The organism is Streptomyces sp. NPDC044719 (assembly GCF_056433405.1).
Genome location: NZ_JBWKHE010000013.1, coordinates 22,977 through 39,614, shown reverse-complemented (window position 1 = coordinate 39,614; position 16,638 = coordinate 22,977). Strand labels below are relative to the sequence as shown.

At 72.9% G+C, this 16,638-nt stretch carries 14 protein-coding genes; 12 read left to right on the top strand and 2 right to left on the bottom strand.

Annotated elements, in window-relative coordinates; translation table 11 throughout:
• The first annotated feature begins 29 nt into the window (after positions 1–29).
• The 7 genes from AC07DF_RS38310 to AC07DF_RS38280 all read left to right on the top strand — a co-directional run bounded on the left by AC07DF_RS38310 (position 30) and on the right by AC07DF_RS38280 (position 8,736).
• Positions 30–1,127 (top strand): SGNH/GDSL hydrolase family protein, encoded by a 1,098-nt coding sequence (locus AC07DF_RS38310; protein ID WP_478981656.1) that lies wholly within the window; start codon positions 30–32, stop codon positions 1,125–1,127.
• Between the two features lie 71 nt (positions 1,128–1,198).
• Entirely contained in the window at positions 1,199–2,032 is an 834-nt protein-coding gene (locus AC07DF_RS38305) for a M55 family metallopeptidase (RefSeq protein ID WP_478981654.1), read from the top strand.
• Positions 2,025–3,338 (top strand): M20/M25/M40 family metallo-hydrolase, encoded by a 1,314-nt coding sequence (locus AC07DF_RS38300; protein WP_478981652.1) that lies wholly within the window; start codon positions 2,025–2,027, stop codon positions 3,336–3,338. The genes AC07DF_RS38305 and AC07DF_RS38300 overlap by 8 nt, the downstream gene beginning before the upstream one ends.
• 4 nt (positions 3,339–3,342) lie before the next feature.
• Entirely contained in the window at positions 3,343–5,307 is a 1,965-nt protein-coding gene (locus AC07DF_RS38295) for a S9 family peptidase (RefSeq protein WP_478981650.1), read from the top strand.
• Entirely contained in the window at positions 5,304–6,236 is a 933-nt protein-coding gene (locus tag AC07DF_RS38290) for a S66 peptidase family protein (RefSeq protein WP_478981648.1), read from the top strand. Before AC07DF_RS38295 ends, AC07DF_RS38290 begins: the two co-directional genes overlap by 4 nt.
• 72 nt (positions 6,237–6,308) lie before the next feature.
• Positions 6,309–8,150, top strand: coding sequence for a CocE/NonD family hydrolase (locus AC07DF_RS38285; protein ID WP_478981646.1), 1,842 nt, complete (start codon positions 6,309–6,311; stop codon positions 8,148–8,150).
• 25 nt (positions 8,151–8,175) lie between these two features.
• Positions 8,176–8,736, top strand: coding sequence for a GNAT family N-acetyltransferase (locus AC07DF_RS38280; RefSeq protein WP_478981644.1), 561 nt, complete (start codon positions 8,176–8,178; stop codon positions 8,734–8,736).
• Positions 8,737–8,754: 18 nt separating this feature from the next.
• On the opposite strand, the gene AC07DF_RS38275 is transcribed toward AC07DF_RS38280, so the two are convergent.
• Positions 8,755–9,102, bottom strand: a complete 348-nt coding sequence (locus tag AC07DF_RS38275) for a VOC family protein (protein ID WP_478981642.1) — start codon at positions 9,100–9,102, stop codon at positions 8,755–8,757.
• Positions 9,103–9,150: 48 nt separating this feature from the next.
• On the opposite strand from AC07DF_RS38275, the gene AC07DF_RS38270 reads away from it, so the two are divergent.
• Positions 9,151–9,624, top strand: coding sequence for a phage holin family protein (locus AC07DF_RS38270; protein WP_478981640.1), 474 nt, complete (start codon positions 9,151–9,153; stop codon positions 9,622–9,624).
• Positions 9,625–9,644: 20 nt separating this feature from the next.
• Positions 9,645–10,703, top strand: a complete 1,059-nt coding sequence (locus AC07DF_RS38265; protein ID WP_478981638.1) for an SDR family oxidoreductase — start codon at positions 9,645–9,647, stop codon at positions 10,701–10,703.
• Here the strand turns inward: AC07DF_RS38265 and AC07DF_RS38260 are convergent.
• Entirely contained in the window at positions 10,667–11,623 is a 957-nt protein-coding gene (locus AC07DF_RS38260; protein ID WP_478981636.1) for an LLM class F420-dependent oxidoreductase, read from the bottom strand. The two genes, AC07DF_RS38265 and AC07DF_RS38260, sit on opposite strands and share 37 nt — an antisense overlap.
• Before the next feature lie 168 nt (positions 11,624–11,791).
• Here AC07DF_RS38260 and AC07DF_RS38255 point away from each other — a divergent pair, with 168 nt between their 5' ends.
• Genes AC07DF_RS38255 through ligD form a run of 3 tightly spaced genes read left to right on the top strand, consistent with a single transcriptional unit; the run spans position 11,792 to position 16,625 of the window.
• Positions 11,792–13,855 (top strand): NAD(P)/FAD-dependent oxidoreductase, encoded by a 2,064-nt coding sequence (locus AC07DF_RS38255; RefSeq protein ID WP_478981634.1) that lies wholly within the window; start codon positions 11,792–11,794, stop codon positions 13,853–13,855.
• Positions 13,852–15,699, top strand: a complete 1,848-nt coding sequence (locus tag AC07DF_RS38250) for a transketolase (RefSeq protein ID WP_478981632.1) — start codon at positions 13,852–13,854, stop codon at positions 15,697–15,699. Before AC07DF_RS38255 ends, AC07DF_RS38250 begins: the two co-directional genes overlap by 4 nt.
• Positions 15,696–16,625: a non-homologous end-joining DNA ligase gene (gene ligD, locus AC07DF_RS38245; protein WP_478981630.1), complete on the top strand. Its 930-nt coding sequence runs from the start codon at positions 15,696–15,698 to the stop codon at positions 16,623–16,625. The genes AC07DF_RS38250 and ligD overlap by 4 nt, the downstream gene beginning before the upstream one ends.
• The last annotated feature ends 13 nt before the right edge of the window (positions 16,626–16,638 follow it).

Genomic DNA, 16,638 nt, shown 5'->3' with positions numbered 1-16,638 from the left:
GCACCTGTCTCGTCCTCCGGAGGACAGCCATGACCTTGCCCTGGTTACGGATGCTGGTCGCGTCCGCCGCGTCGATGGTGCTGCTCGGCACGTCCGCCGTGGCCACCGCCGCCTCGCCCGACAAGGACGCGGTGGCGATGAGCGTGCACACCGCCGGGCGGGTCAAGGACGCCGGGGACGTGCTCCAGTACAGCTGGCCCGGCGTGTACTTCGAGGGCCGGATCCGGGGCACCGGCGTCGGCATCGTGCTCGACGATCCGGCCGCCGACTACGACGTCCAGGTCGACGGAGCCACCGTCGCGACCCTCGTCACGCCGGGGAGGACCACACACTGGGTGACCGGCCTGCCCAAGGGGGTCCACACCGTCCGGCTCGTCAAACGCAACGACACCCCCTGGGCCACCAGCGCGTTCGGCGGCTTCGTCGCCGCGCCGGGCGGCGCGGTGCTGTCCCGGCCGGCCGCGCGGAGCCGCCAGATCGAGTTCGTCGGAGACTCCCTCACGGCGGGCTACGGCAACCTCTCGGCCTCCCGCGACTGCACCGACGAGCAGCTCAAGCGCACCACGAACGCGGACGTGGGCTACGGCGCCCTCACCGCCCGGCGGCTGCGCGCCGACCACCAGATCAACGCGTACTCGGGCCGGGGCATGGTGCGCAACTACAACGGAGGCTCGCCGGGGGAGAACTACCGCACCTTCTACGACCGCGCGCTGCTGAACGTGCCGGGCGACGTCTGGCAGAACCCGGGCACCTGGCGGCCCCAGCTCGTGGTGGTCCACCTCGGCACGAACGACTTCTCCACCCCGATCAACCCGGGTGAGCCCTGGACGGACGAGAGCCTCGCCGCCGCGTACCGGGGCGCCTACAGCGGCTTCCTGCAGAAGCTGCGGACGCGCTACGGCCCCGGGACCACCCTGCTGGCCGTCGGCGCCGGTCCGTTCGCCGGGCATGTCGAGCAGGTGGTCCAGGAGCGCACCGGCGCCGGCGACCGCCGGGTCCGCTACTGGCCCCTGGACGACACGGGCTTCGACCACATGGGCTGCCACTGGCACTACTCGGCCCGCGACCACCGGCTTCTCGCCGAACGGCTCAGCTCGTTCCTCGCCGATCTGCCGATCCGCTGGTGACGTCGTAGCCGGTTTTGCCCGCAGCGCGTAACGTGACGAACCATGAAGATCTCCATCCGGGACGGCTCGTCATGAGAATCCTCATCAGCGCCGACATGGAGGGCGCCACCGGGGTCACCTGGCCGGACGACGTGGTGCCGGGCGCCGCGCAGTGGGAGCGCTGCCGCTCGCTGTTCACCTCCGACGTCAACGCCGCCGTGCTCGGCTTCCACGACGGCGGTGCCGACGAGGTGATCATCAACGAGGCGCACGCGACCATGCGCAATCTGCTGCTGGAGCAATTGGACGAACGGGCCCAGCTGCTCACCGGGCGGCACAAGGCGCTGTCCATGGTGGAGGGCGTGCAGCACGGCGACGTCGACGGCATCGCGTTCGTCGGCTACCACGCGGGCGCCGGCATGGAGGGCGTCCTCGCCCACACCTACCTCGCGAACCAGATCACGGGCGTGTGGCTGAACGACGTACGGGCGAGCGAGGGCCTGCTCAACGCCCATGTCGTCGCCGAGTTCGGGGTGCCGGTCGTGCTGGTCACCGGGGACGACGTCGCCTGCGAGGACGCCCTCGGGTACGCGCCCGAGGCGCTGAAGGTCGCGGTGAAGGACCATGTGTCGCGCTACGCGGCCGTGTGCCGCACCCCCGCCCGGACCGCCGCCGACATCCGCGCGGCGGCCAAGGAGGCCGCCGCGCTGGCGGTGCGTCACGAACCCGTGCGCGGCGGCCCGTTCACCGTCGCCGTCGAGTTCGACGCGGAGCACCTGGCGATGGCCGCCACCGTCGTGCCGGGTGTGGAACGGATCGGGGAGCGGAAGGTGGCGTACACGAGCGCGACCATGTACGAGGGCATCCGCGCCTTCAAGGCGGTCACCACGATCGTCTCGGCCGCGGTGGAGGAGCAGTATGGCTGAGCAGGTGGACGGGCAGGCACTGGACGAGGTCGTGACGTTCACGTCCGACCTGATCCGGATCGACACCACCAACCGGGGCGGGGGCGACTGCCAGGAACGGCCCGCCGCCGAGTACGCCGCCGCGCGGCTCGCCGGGGCCGGGATCGAGCCGACGCTCCTGGAGCGCACCAAGGGCCGGACCAACGTCGTCGCCCGTGTGGAGGGCACGGACCCCGACGCCGACGCGTTGCTGCTCCACGGCCATCTGGACGTCGTGCCCGCCGAGGCCGCCGACTGGAGCGTGCACCCGTTCTCCGGGGAGGTCCGCGACGGGGTCGTCTGGGGGCGCGGCGCCGTCGACATGAAGAACATGGACGCGATGATCCTCGCCGTGGTGCGCGCCTGGGCCCGGCAGGGCGTACGGCCCCGGCGGGACATCGTCATCGCGTTCACCGCGGACGAGGAGGCCAGCGCCGAGGACGGCTCCGGGTTCCTCGCCGACGAACACGCCGCCCTGTTCGAGGGCTGCACCGAGGGCATCAGCGAGTCGGGCGCCTTCACCTTCCACGACGGCAACGGGCGGCAGATCTACCCGATCGCGGCCGGGGAACGCGGCACCGCCTGGCTGAGGCTCACCGCGCGCGGACGCGCCGGGCACGGCTCCAAGGTGAACCGGGACAACGCGGTGACCCGCCTGTCGGCCGCGATCGCGCGGATCGGCGAGCACGAATGGCCGCTGCGGCCGACCCCGACCGTACGCGCGGCGCTCACCGAACTCGCCGCGCTCTACGGCATCGACAGCGATCTGACGGACATCGACGCGCTGCTCGACAAGCTGGGCCCCGCGGCGAAGCTCGTCGAGTCGACCGTACGCAACAGCGCCAACCCGACGATGCTGAACGCGGGTTACAAGGTCAACGTGATCCCCGGGGAGGCCGTGGCACAGGTGGACGGCCGCTATCTGCCGGGCGGCGAGGACGAGTTCCGCGAGACCCTCGACCGGCTCACCGGGCCGGACGTGGAATGGGAGTTCCACCACCGCGAGGTCGCCCTCGAGTCGCCCGTGGACTCGGCGACGTTCGCGCGGATGCGGGCCGCCGTCGAGGAGTTCGCCCCGGAGGGGCACGTCGTGCCGTACTGCATGTCCGGCGGCACGGACGCCAAGCAGTTCTCGCGCCTCGGCATCACCGGCTACGGCTTCACACCGCTGAAGCTGCCGGAGGGATACGACTACGGGGCCATGTTCCACGGCGTCGACGAACGGGTCCCGGTCGAGGCGCTGCACTTCGGTGTGCGGGTACTCGACCGGTTCCTGCGGACGGCCTAGGGGAGTGGGGGAGAGCGTGCGGACGCTGGCGTACGGGGCTTGGCCCTCGCCCATCGACGCGGCACTGGCCGCCGCGCACGACGGGCACCCGGAGTGGGTGGGCTTCGTCGGCGACGAGGTGTGGTGGACCGAGCCGCGCCCCGCCGAGGGCGGCCGGCGCACCCTGGTGCGGCGGCACGCCGACGGCACGGAGGAGCCGGTGCTGCCCGCGCCGTGGAACGTGCGCAGCCGGGTCATCGAGTACGGCGGCCACCCGTGGGCCGCCCACGCGGGTGACGACGGTCCGCTGGTGGTGTTCGTGAACTTCGCCGACCAGCGGCTGTACCGGTACGAGCCGGGCGGAGAGCCCCGCCCCCTCACGCCGGTGTCACCCGTGGGCGGGGGCCTGCGCTGGGCGGAACCGCTGCCACGCCCCGAGCGGGGCGAAGTGTGGTGCGTGCTGGAGGAGTTCACCGGTGACGGACCCACCGATGTGCGCCGCGTCCTGGCCGCGGTCCCGCTCGACGGCTCCGCCGCCCAGGACCGGGGCGCCGTGCGCGAACTCACCGACGCCCGGCACCGCTTCGTGACGGGTGCCAAGCTCTCGCCCGACGGGCGGCGGGCGGCCTGGCTCGCCTGGGACCATCCGCGCATGCCCTGGGACGGCACCGAACTGCTCCTCGCCGACGTCGGCCCCGACGGGCGCCTGCACGACGCGCGGACCGTGGCCGGGGGGCCCGGCGAGTCCATCGCCCAGGCCGACTGGACCCACGACGGCCGCCTCCTGCACGCGAGCGACCGCAGCGGCTGGTGGAACCTCCACCTCGACGGGAAGCCTCTGTGCCCGCGCGAAGAGGAGTTCGGCGGGGCGCTGTGGAAGCTCGGCATGCGATGGTTCGCGCCCCTCGACAGCGGCCTGATCGCCGTCGTGCACGGCCGGGGCGCCACCGCCCTCGGCATCCTGGACCCCGAGACCGGCGAGGTCGTCGACGCGGCCGGGCCCTGGACCGAGTTCGCGCCCACCCTCGCCGCGCACGGCGAGCGGGTCGTCGCCGTCGGGGCCAGCCCGCGCAGCGCCTACGAGGTCGTGGAACTGGACGCCGCCACCGGCCACGCCCGCGTCATCGGCGCCGAGCACGACGACGCCGTGGACCCCGCCTACTACCCCGAGCCGCAGATCCGCGCCTTCACCGGCCCGGAGGGACGCGACATCCACGCCCACATCTACCCGCCGCACCACCCCGGCTGCGTCGCGCCCGGCGGCGAACTGCCGCCGTACGTCGTCTGGGCGCACGGCGGGCCCACCGGCCGCGCACCGCTCGTGCTCGACCTGGAGATCGCCTACTTCACCTCGCGCGGCATCGGCGTCGTTGAGGTGAACTACGGCGGCTCCACCGGCTACGGCCGCTCCTACCGCGAGCGGCTGCGCGAGCAGTGGGGCGTGGTGGACGTCGAGGACTGCGCCGCCGTCGCCCTGGCCCTCGCCGACGAGGGCACCGCCGACCGCGACCGGCTCGCCGTGCGGGGCGGCAGCGCCGGCGGCTGGACCGCGGCCGCCTCCCTCACCACGACCGACGTCTACGCCTGCGGCACGATCAAGTACCCCATCCTGGACCTCACCGGCTGGGGCACGGGGGAGACCCACGACTTCGAGTCGCAGTACCTGGAGAGCCTGATCGGTCCGCTCGCCGAGGTGCCCGCGCGGTATGCGGAGCGCTCGCCCGCCGGCCACGCCGACCGCCTCGGTGTGCCGTTCCTGCTGCTCCAGGGCCTGGACGACGTGATCTGCCCGCCCGTCCAGTGCGAGCGGTTCCTGGCCCGGCTGGGGAGCCGGCGGGTACCGCACGCCTATCTCACCTTCGAGGGGGAGGGGCACGGGTTCCGGCGGGCCGAGACCATGGTGCGCGCCCTGGAGGCCGAACTCTCCCTGTACGCCCAGGTGTTCCGGCTCGATCCGCACGGCATCCCGACCCTGGAGCTCGTCAGGTGAACCAGCTCTCGCGACCGCCCCGGCTCGCCCCCGGCGCCCGTGTCGCCGTCGTGGCGCCGAGCGGGCCCGTGCCCGAGGAGCGGCTCCAGGCCGGGCTCGACATCCTGCGCGGCTGGGACCTCGATCCCGTGGTGGCGCCCCATGTGCTGGGCCGGCACCGCGCATTGGACTATCTGGCCGGCACCGACGCCGAGCGGGCCGCCGACCTGCAAGGCGCCTGGTGCGACCCGTCCGTCGCCGCGGTGCTGTGCGCCCGGGGCGGGTACGGGGCGCAGCGCATGGTGGACCTGCTCGACTGGGCGGCGATGCGGGCGGCGGGCCCGAAGGTGTTCGCCGGGTTCAGCGACATCACCGTCCTGCACCAGGCCTTCGCCACCCGCCTCGGACTGGTCACCCTGTACGGACCCGCGGTCGCCGGAGTCGACTTCCTCAAGAACGCCCGGGCCCAGGAGCATCTGCGGGCGACCCTCTTCGAGCCGGAGTCCGTGCGGACCGTCACGGCCGTGCCCGAGGGCGGCGGCGGGCTGGTGCCCGGACGGGCCCGAGGCGTCACGCTGGGCGGCTGCCTGAGCCTGCTCGCGAGCGACCTCGGCACCCCGCACGCCCACCCGGCGGCCCGGGACGGACTGCTGCTGATCGAGGACATCGGCGAGAGCCCGTACCGCCTGGACCGGTACCTGACCCAACTCCTGCGCGGCGGCTGGCTGGACGGGGTCGCCGGGATAGCGCTCGGGTCCTGGGCGACCTGCGGCCCGTACGAGGACCTGCGCGCGGTCTTCGCCGACCGGCTCGGCGGACTCGGTGTCCCGGTCGTGGAGGAGTTCGGGTTCGGGCACGGCGAGGGCGCGCTGACGATGCCTTTGGGGATGATGGCCGAACTGGACGCTGGTAGAGGCACGTTGACCTTCGACGAGCCGGCCCTGAGCTGAGCATGCCGTTACTGAAATCCTGTCAAGAAACCCTCGTTTCGGTGATTGACGCTCCCTGACACGTGTCACACGATGACTACGACCAAGTACCTACTGGTCGGTATCCGGGTTGTCCCCACCGTGGAGGTCCGTGTGTCCCGACGCGTGCCCAGATCCCGCGCGCCGCTCGCTCTCGCTCTGGGCGCCGCCCTGGCCGTCCCCCTCGCCCTCACTCCGCCCGCCACCGCGGCGGACTCCTACACCGTCACCCCGCTCAAGTTCACCGTCCGTGCGGGCGGCCGGCCCTGCACGGTCGACGCCGACCTGTACCGCCCGGCGGGCGTGGACCGGAACCACCGGGCGCCCGCCGTGCTCGGCACGAACGGCTTCGGCGGCAGCAAGTCGGACGGATCGACGGACACCATCGGCAAGGCCTTCGCCCAGCGCGGCTACGTCTCCCTCATCTACTCCGGGCTCGGATTCGGCCGCAGCGGCTGTCTCATCTCCCTCGACGACCCGGCCATCGACGGTGCCGCCGCCGCGCGACTGGTCGACTTCCTCGGCGGCGAACGCGCCGCCGACGACGGCACCACCGCCGACTTCGTCACCCTCGACCGGCCCGGCGACCCACGGGTCGGCATGATCGGCGGCTCCTACGGCGGCGCCGTGCAGCTCGCCACGGCCGCCGTCGACCACCGCCTCGACGCGCTCGTCCCCATGATCACCTGGAACGACCTGGCGTACGCGCTCGACCCCAACAACGCCACCGGCAGCACCGGTGTCCCGGGCGTCTTCAAGTGGCAGTGGACCAACGGCTTCTACCTCATCGGCGAAGGCCAGCCGCTGCTCCAGCCCAGCCTCGACCCGTCCCGCATCAACCGCCTCTCCTGTCTGCACTTCGTCACCAAGGCCTGCCGGACCATCCACACACTCAACTCCGGCCGCTACCCCGCCGACCGGACCGCCGAGCTGCTCGCCTTCGCCCGCAGCGTCTCCCCGGCCTCCTATCTCCACCGCGTCAGGACACCCACTCTGCTGGTGCAGGGGCAGGCCGACACCCTCTTCAACCTCAACGAGGCGACGGCGACGTACCGGGCACTGAGCGCCCAGGGCACCCCCGTGAAGATGATCTGGCAGTCCTGGGGCCACAGCGCGGGACTCAACGGCCCCGGCGCCGGCGAACTCGATCTGTCGAAGGGCAATCTGGAGACCAGCTACGTCGGCCGGCGCGTCCTCGCCTGGTTCGACCGCCATCTGCGCGGGCGGACCCAGGCCGACACGGGACCGGCCTTCGCCTACCACCGAGACTGGATCACGGACCCCGGCCGCGCCTACGCCACCGCCGACCGCCTCCCCGAACCGAGCCGCACGCTGTATCTCTCGGGCGACGGCAAGCTCGTCGACAACCGGAACAAGGTGACCCGCGGCAGCCGCGGTTACACCAACTGGCTGACCCCCACCAGCCATTCGGAGAGCTCCCTGGCCAACCTCATCGGGCTGCCCGACACACCACCGCATGACACCGAGGGCACCTACCTCGGCTGGACCAGCGCGCCGCTGTCACGCCCCCTCGATGTGGTGGGCGCGCCCCGGGCCACGCTCGAGGTGCACTCCCCGAAGGCCGAGCGCACCCAGAACTCCGGCGACGCGGCCGACAAGCTCGTCCTGTTCGCCAAGCTCTACGACGTCGCCCCGGACGGCACCCGCACCCTGGTGCGCCGCCTGGTCGCACCGGTCCGGGTACCGGACGTGACCAAGAGCTTCACCGTCACGCTGCCCGGGATCGTGCACCGGTACGACAAGGGGCACCGGCTGAGCTTCGTGATCGCGGCGAGCGACGACGCGTACTTCGGCAACCGGGGCATCAAACCGGTGACCGTGGTCAGCGGGCCGCGGAACACCGGGGTGCTGCGGCTGCCCGTCGTGGGCTCCTGACCGCGGGCGCGGCTACTGTGGCGGGGTGCCCCACAACGCGTCCCGCTACCTCGCCGAAGGCCCCCGGGTGGGCATACGCCACTTCACCTACGGGGACGGCGCCGAGTTCACCGCCCGGGCGCGGGAGAGCAAGGACCTGCACCACCCCTGGCTCTTCCCGCCCGAGAGCGCCCAGGCCTACACCGCGTACGCCGGCCGGCTGATCGAGGACCCGTCCAAGGCCGGCTTCCTCGTCTGCGAGAAGGACGACGGGGCCATCGCCGGGTTCATCAACATCAACAACATCGTCGAGGGCGGCTTCCAGTGCGGTGCGCTGGGCTACGGCGCCTTCGCGCACGCCGCCGGGCGGGGGCTGATGCGCGAAGGTCTCGACCTCGTCGTGCGGCACGCCCTCGGCCCGATGCGGCTGCACCGGCTGGAGATCAACGTCCAGCCGGGGAACGCCGCGTCGATCGCCCTGGCCCGCGGCTGCGGATTCCGCCTGGAGGGCTTCTCGCCGAAGATGCTCTTCGTCGACGGGGCCTGGCGCGACCACGAACGCTGGGCGATCACCGCCGAGATGGTCATGGGGCCGGGGCGGCGCTGAGCCCCGGCCCGGCGGTCGTCAGGAGTTGCGGTCCACGTACTCGTAGATCGACCCGTCCGGGTGCAGCGCGATCAGATTGCGGCCGGCCGGTGAGGCGATGGGGCCCGCGACGATGTGGGCGCCCAGTTCGGTGAGCACCCGGTGGGTGTCGTCGACGTCCTGGACGGCGATCGTCGCGGAGACCTTGCGCAGCACCTCCAGTTCGGCCGGGGGACCGCTCATCAGCAGGAAGCAGCCGATCGCCGCCACCTCGACACCGCCCCGTTCGAAGCGCTGGGCGCTGCCGCCCGCCAGCCGCTCGTAGAAGGGGATCGCGGTCTCGAGGTCGTCGACGCAGACGCGCAGTGTGGCACCCAGAATCTCCATGGGGACGAGCCTAGTTACGCGCCGGGGGGCGAGGGTACCCGGCCGGGTATGAAGCCGATGGATCACCTGGAGCATCTGGACAAGCATCTGGTTGACGAGCTGGCACAGGTGGCGCGTGAGACCGTACGGGACGAACTGCGCGAGCAGACACGCAAGCAGCGCCGCAGGGCCACGCTGTACGCCGCGTCCGGCGCCCTCGCCCTGTACGCGGGCGCGGCCCTCGCACTCGCCGTGGGCCTGGCCCTCGCCCTCGGCCTGCCCGACTGGGCGGCGGCGCTGATCACCGCCGTGATCCTGGCCGCCACGGCCTATGTGCTGCGCGGCATGGCCCGGCCGGACCGCCCGGGTTCGGGGCAGCCGGCCGGTGCGGCCCCGGGCCATGAGGCCGCGAGCCGGACTGCCGCGGCGGCCGGTGGTATGCCGTACCCGCCCGTGCCGCCGGCCCCGTCCACCGGGCCCGCCCCGGGCACGGTGCCCCCGCGGCCGACGGACGACCCGGACGTACCCCGCCCCAGGGCGTGACGCGAGTGCGCGGGAAAGGCGTGACGCGGGCATCGCACCAGCACGGCCGCGTGGTCGTGGTGACCGGAGCCACGGGCGGTGTAGGACGGGCCACGGCCCGGGCCTTCGCCGCCCGGGGCGACCGGGTCGCCCTGCTGGCCCGGGGACGCGAGGGACTCGCCGCCGTGGCGGACGAGGTGCAGCGCGCCGGGGGCGAGGCCCTCGTCGTCGGCGTGGACGTCTCCGACGCCAAGGCCGTCGACGACGCCGCCCAGCAGGTCGTCGACGCCTTCGGCCACATCGACGTCTGGGTCAACAACGCCTTCACCGGAGTCTTCGCGCCGGTCACGGAGGTCGCCCCGGACGAGTTCCGCCGGGTGACCGAAGTGACCTACCTCGGCTATGTGTTCGGCACCCGGGCCGCGCTGCGCCACATGCGGCCGCGCGACCGCGGCACCATCGTGCAGGTGGGCTCCGCGCTCGCCTACCGGGGCATTCCGCTGCAGTCGGCGTACTGCGGGGCCAAGCACGCGATCCAGGGGTTCAACGAGTCCCTGCGCTGCGAACTGCTGCACGCCCGCAGCGGGGTGCGGACGACGATGGTGCAGCTGCCGGGGCTCAACACCCCGCAGTTCGACTGGGTGCTGAACCGGATGGCGGGCCGGGCCCGGCCCGTCGCACCCGTGTACCAGCCGGAGGTCGCGGCCCGGGCCATCGTCCACGCGGCGTCGCACGCGCGGCGCCGGGAGTACTGGGTGGGCGGCTCGACCGCGGCCACGCTCATCGCCAACGCCGTCGTCCCCGGGCTGCTGGACCGCTATCTGGCCCGTACGAACTTCGACGCGCAGCAGGACGAGGGCACGCCCGGCGGGCCGGTCAACCTGTGGGCCCCGGCGGACGGGCCGCACGGCCACGACTTCGGCGCGCACGGGCGCTTCGACGACGAGGCCGTGGCCGGCAGCGCGCAGCAGTGGCTGTCACGCAACCGGGGGCGGCTGGGCGCGGCCCTGACCGCGGGAGCGGGGATCCTGGCCGCACGCAAACTGACCGGGGCGGTCCGCCGTCAGCTTCCCAGCTGCGGCAACACCTTCGTGCGGTAGAAGTCGAAGAAGCCGCGCAGGTCGGGGCCGATCTGGTTGACGTAGACCCGGTCGAAGCCCGCGTCGGTGAACTGCTTCAGCTCGGCCACGTGCTCGTCCACGTCGTCGCCGCACACCCGGTTCTCGCGCACCATGTCCTCGGTGACCAGTCGCTGTGCCTGCTCGAAGTGTTTCGGGGAGGGCAGCACCTGGCCCAGTTCCCCCGGCAGCTGCTCGTTCGCCCAGAGGCGGTGGACGGTGCGTACGGCCTCGTCCCTGTCGGTGTCGTAGCAGACCTTGGTGCCGCCACTGACCAGTTTTCCGCCGCCTCCGCCCTTGCGGTACTGCTCCACCATCGTCTCGTCCGGCGCGATGCTGATGTAGCCGTCGCCGACGCGGGACGCCAGCTGGGTCGCCGCCGGGCCGAAGCCGGAGATGTCGATCGGGATCGGCTGGTCCGGCACCGTGTACAGGCGGGCGTTCTCCACCGTGTAGTGCGGCCCGTGGTGGTTGACCTCCTCGCCCGTGAACAGCCGGCGCATCACCTGGATGGCCTCCTCCAGCATGTCCAGACGGACATGGGCCGGCGGCCAGTGGTCACCGAGGATGTGCTCGTTGAGCGCCTCGCCGGAGCCCACGCCGAGCCGGAAGCGGTTGTCCGTCATCACCGCGCTGGTCGCCGCGGCCTGCGCCACCACCGCCGGGTGCATCCGCACGGTCGGGCAGGTCACCGCCGTCTCGATCGGGAGGGACACCGCCTCGGACAGCGCGCCGATCACCGACCAGACGAACGGGCTCTGCCCCTGCTCGTCGTTCCACGGGTGGTAGTGGTCCGAGATCCACAGCGCCTGGAATCCGGCCTGCTCGGCCATCCGCGCCTGTTCGATCAGCTCGGCTGGTCCGTACTGCTCGCACGAGAGGAAATAGCCGTACTCGGGCATGAGGGAGTGCCTCCGCGACGTGGACGTCCGTGTCCCGCACCGGGTACCCGGGCCCCGGTCCGGAAACCGGCGGCGTTCCGCCCGAGAGGGACCCGGCGGACGTTTGGGTGCCCTGGCCAGGGGGACGCGGAAGGCTCCCGAGGTACGCGACAGCGCCGGAGGCGAACCGTGAGTCGACCCCGCATCGTGATCGTCGGTGCCGGTTTCGCCGGCTACCGCGCGGCACGCACCCTGGCCCGGCAGACCCGGGGCAGGGCCCACATCACCCTGGTCAACCCGACCGACTACTTCCTGTACGTGCCGCTGCTGCCCCAGGTCGCCGCCGGCATCCTGGAACCGCGCCGGGTCACGGTCTCCCTCTCCGACACGCTGCCCCAGGTGCGGCTGGTGCTCGGCGAGGCCGACGGGATCGACCTCGACGGACGCACCCTGCACTACACCGGCCCCGAGGGGGACGGCGGCACGCTCGCCTACGACCGGCTGGTGCTCGCCGCGGGCAGCGTCAACAAGTTGCTGCCCATCCCTGGCGTCGCCGAGCACGCGCACGGCTTCCGCGGGCTGCCCGAGGCGCTGTACCTGCGCGACCATGTGACCCGGCAGGTGGAGCTGGCAGCCGTCGCCGAGGACCCGAAGTCGTGCGCCGCGCGCTGCACCTTCGTCGTGGTCGGCGCCGGATACACCGGAACCGAGGTCGCCGCGCACGGACAGATGTTCACCGACGCGCAGGTCCGCAAGCATCCGCTGCGGCAGGGCATGCGGCCGCGCTGGATCCTGCTGGACGTGGCGGAGCGGGTCCTGCCCGAGATGGACGAGAAGCTTTCCTCCACCGCCGACCGTGTGCTGCGGCAGCGGGGCGTGGACGTACGGATGGGGACCTCCGTGAAGGAGGCCACGCACGACGGCGTGATGCTGACCGACGGCGAGTTCGTCGAGACCCGGACGCTGGTGTGGTGCGTGGGCGTACGGCCCGATCCGCTGGTGGAGTCCCTCGGGCTGCCGTTGGAGAAGGGGCGGCTGCTCGTCGATCCGCACCTCCAGGTGCCGGGGCGGCCGGAGCTGTTCGCGTGCGGTGACGCGGCGGCGGTGCCCGATCTGGAGAAGCCGGGGAGCTATACGCCGATGACCGCGCAGCACGCCTGGCGGCACGGCAAGGTCGCGGCCGAGAACGTCGCCGCGTCGCTGGGACTCGGCGGGGAGCGCAAGCCCTACCGCCATCGCGACCTGGGCTTCGTCGTCGACCTGGGCGGTGCGAAGGCCGCGGCCAATCCGCTCGGCGTGGCGCTGTCCGGGGTGCCGGCGGGTGCGGTGACGCGTGGCTACCATCTCGCCGCCATGCCCGGCAACCGGGTCCGGGTCGCGGCCGACTGGCTGCTGGACGCCGTACTGCCGCGTCAGGCCGTGCAGTTGGGGCTCGTACGGTCCTGGTCCGTGCCCCTGGACACGTCGTCGCCGGAGGTGGCCCGGGTGCCGGGCGGGCCCGGGACGCGGCAGGAGGCGAGCGCCCGCTCGGGGCCGGGCGCCGCGATCGAGGCCGACACCTACGACGGGGGGACCGGCACCGGGTCCGGGACGGACCGGGCCGGAGACCAGCCCGCGAAGGGGCAGCCCGGATCCGGGGCGACGCAGGTGCGGCCTGGATCCGGGGCCGCGCAGCGGCGCTCGGAAACGGAGCTCGCCAAGGGCCGCCCGGGCGGAGAGCCGACCAGGACCTGGCCCACCGACAAGCCCGCGAAGGGACCACTCGGCGACACACAGACCGGGCGCCGGCCTGGCGGTGAGGCTGCTGGGGGAGAGCCGGGGGGTGAGCCTGCGCGGAACCACCCTGGTGGCGAGTCGGCCAAGAACCAGCCGGGTGGCGAGCCCGCGCGGAGCCAGCCCGGCGGTGAATCCGCCGAGAACCAGCCCGGTGGTGAACCCGCAAAGAATCAGCCCGGCGGCGAGCCTGCAAAGAACCAGCCGGGTGGTGAGCCCGCGCGGAGCCAGCCCGGCGGTGAATCCGCCGAGAACCAGACCGGTGGTGAACCCGCAAAGAACCAGCCCGGCGGCGAGCCTGCAAAGAACCAGCCGGGTGGTGAGCCCGCACGGAGCCAGCCCGGCGGCGAGCCCGCCAAGAACCAGCCGTCGCCCGATCCGCAGCCCCCTGACGATCAACCACCCCCGGGACCCGATATCGCCCCCGGCCCCGTCAAGCGTTCCGACCCGCCGGACGACTCCGCGAAAGGAGACTCATGAACACCGGTGAACTCACCGATCTCGGCATGCAGCTGCGCGTGGACAGTGTCCGCGCAGCCGCCGCCGCGGGCTCCGGGCACCCGACGTCCTCGATGTCCGCGGCCGACCTGATGGCCGTGCTGCTCGCCCACCACTTCCGCTACGACTTCGACCGCCCCGCCCACCCCGGCAACGACCGCTTCGTGCTGTCCAAGGGACACGCCTCGCCGCTGCTGTACTCCGCGTACAAAGCGGCCGGCGCCATCGACGACGAGGAACTGCTCACCTTCCGCAAGCTGGGCAGCCGCCTCGAAGGACACCCCACACCGCAACGCCTGCCGTGGGTCGAGACGGCCACCGGCTCGCTCGGGCAGGGCCTGCCGGTCGGAGTCGGCATCGCGCTGGCCGGCAAGCGGCTGGACCGCACCGGCTACCGCACATGGGTGCTGTGCGGCGACAGCGAGCTGGCCGAGGGATCCGTGTGGGAGGCCGCCGAGCACGCCGGGTACGAGCACCTGGACAACCTCACCGTGATCGTCGACGTCAACCGGCTCGGCCAGCGCGGCCCGACCCGGCACGGCCACGACCTGGACGCCTACGCCCGCCGCTTCCAGGCCTTCGACTGGCACACCATCGAGGTCGACGGGCACGACGTGGACGCCGTCGACCGTGCCTACGGCGAGGCCGCCTCCACCAAGGGCCAGCCCACCGCGATCCTCGCCCGCACCCTCAAGGGCAAGGGCGTGGAGGGCGTCCAGGACCGCGAGGGCCTGCACGGCAAGCCGCTGCCGGACGCCGAGGAGGCGATCGCCGAACTCGGCGGACCGCGCGACATCCGCGTATCGGTGCAGGAACCGCCAGCCGCCCGCATGCTGCACGCCGTCCACACCGGGAACTACGAACTCCCCAAGTGGGACAAGGGCGAGGAGGTCGCCACCCGCAACGCCTTCGGCGAGGCACTCGCCGCGCTCGGTACTGGCCGCGGCGACATCGTCGCCCTGGACGGCGAGGTGGGCGACTCCACCCGTGCCGAGTTCTTCGCCAAGGAGCACCCCGACCGCTACTTCGAGTGCTACATCGCCGAGCAGCAGATGGTCGCCTCGGCGGTCGGGCTCGCCGCCCGCGGCTGGATGCCGTACGCCGCCACGTTCGCGGCCTTCCTGACCCGGGCCCACGACTTCATCAGGATGGCGTCCGTCAGCGGCGCCGGCATCAACCTGGTCGGCTCGCACGCAGGCGTCGCCATCGGCCAGGACGGTCCCAGCCAGATGGGCCTGGAGGACCTGGCGATGATGCGGGCGGTGCACGGCTCGACCGTGCTGTACCCGTGCGACGCCAACCAGACCGCCCGGCTGGTCGGCGCGATGGCAGGCCTGGAGGGCGTCCGCTATCTGCGCACCTCGCGCGGCGAGAGCGCGGTGCTCTACGGCCCCGACGAGGAGTTCCCGGTCGGCGGGAGCAAGGTGCTGCGCTCCTCCGGGCGTGACCGGCTGACCCTCGTCGCGGCGGGCGTCACCGTGCACGAGGCGCTGGCCGCCGCCGACGCCCTGGAGCGGGAGGGCATCCAGGCGCGGGTGATCGACCTGTACTCCGTGAAGCCCGTCGACCGGGCCACCCTGCGCCGGGCCGCCGAGGAGACCGGCTGCCTGGTGACCGTGGAGGACCACCATCCTGAGGGCGGCATCGGGGACGCGGTCCTGGACGCCTTCACCGACGGGCGCCCCGTGCCGCGCCTGGTCCGGCTCGGGGTGCGGTCGATGCCGGGCTCGGCGTCCCCGGCCGAGGCGCTGCACGCCGCGGGCATCGACGCCGAGTCGATCGCCGCGGCCGGGCGGCTGCTGGTGGAGGAGGCGGTCGTGCCGTGAGCGGCGGCGACGGCACGCGCAGGGTGCGGGCCGGCCGCCGTACCGTGACGGTCCACCGGCCGGACAAGGTGCTCTTCCCCGGCGGCGGGGACGCCAAGGAGTACACCAAGGGCGATCTGGTGGACTTCTACCGGGCCGTGGCGCCCTTCATGCTGCCGCACCTGCGGGGCCGTCCGCTGATGCTGGAGCGGCATCCCGACGGCATCGACGGCCCTCGGTTCATGCAGAAGAACACCCCGGACCACTACCCGGAGTGGATCACCCGCGTCGAGCTGTCCAAGGAGGGCGGCACCGTCTGCCACACCGTCTGTGACGACACCGCCACCCTCCTCTACCTGGCCGACCAGGCGAGCATCACCCTGCACCGCTGGCTGTCGCGCGCCGACGAAGTCGACCACCCCGACCGGCTGATCTTCGACCTCGACCCCGCCGGCGACGACTTCGAGGCCGTGCGCGAGGCCGCCCGGCTGCTCGGGCAGCTGCTCGACGAGCTGGAGCTGCCCTCGGCGCTGATGACCACCGGCTCCCGCGGACTGCACGCGATCGTGCCGCTCAACGGAAGGCACGACTTCGACGAGGTGCGCTCCTTCGCCCGGGACGTCGCCGACACCCTCGCCGACGCCCACCCCGACCGGCTCACCACCGCCGCCCGCAAGAAGGACCGCGGCGAGCGGCTCTACCTCGACGTGCAGCGCAACGCCTACGCCCAGACCGCCGTCGCGCCCTTCACGGTCCGGCCCCGGCCGGGCGCGCCCGTGGCGACCCCCATCACCTGGGACCAGCTCGACGACCCGGAGCTGAACGCCCGCAGCTACACCGTCGCCGACGCCGTCGAGCAGGCCCGCACCAACCCCTGGTCCGGCCTGCTCGGCCGGGGCCGGGCGCTGGGACCGGCCCGGCGGCGCCTCCACGCCCTGCGTGGCTGAGCCCTCCGGGATC

Excerpts from the sequence above, each read along its gene's own strand:
- AC07DF_RS38310 (WP_478981656.1), top strand. The coding sequence starts at position 30 with ATGACCTTGCCCTGGTTACGGATGCTGGTCGCGTCCGCCGCGTCGATG.
- AC07DF_RS38305 (WP_478981654.1), top strand. The coding sequence starts at position 1,199 with ATGAGAATCCTCATCAGCGCCGACATGGAGGGCGCCACCGGGGTCACC.
- AC07DF_RS38300 (WP_478981652.1), top strand. The coding sequence starts at position 2,025 with ATGGCTGAGCAGGTGGACGGGCAGGCACTGGACGAGGTCGTGACGTTC.
- AC07DF_RS38285 (WP_478981646.1), top strand. The coding sequence starts at position 6,309 with ATGACTACGACCAAGTACCTACTGGTCGGTATCCGGGTTGTCCCCACC.
- AC07DF_RS38275 (WP_478981642.1), bottom strand. The coding sequence starts at position 9,102 with ATGGAGATTCTGGGTGCCACACTGCGCGTCTGCGTCGACGACCTCGAG.
- AC07DF_RS38270 (WP_478981640.1), top strand. The coding sequence starts at position 9,151 with ATGAAGCCGATGGATCACCTGGAGCATCTGGACAAGCATCTGGTTGAC.
- AC07DF_RS38260 (WP_478981636.1), bottom strand. The coding sequence starts at position 11,623 with ATGCCCGAGTACGGCTATTTCCTCTCGTGCGAGCAGTACGGACCAGCC.
- AC07DF_RS38250 (WP_478981632.1), top strand. The coding sequence starts at position 13,852 with ATGAACACCGGTGAACTCACCGATCTCGGCATGCAGCTGCGCGTGGAC.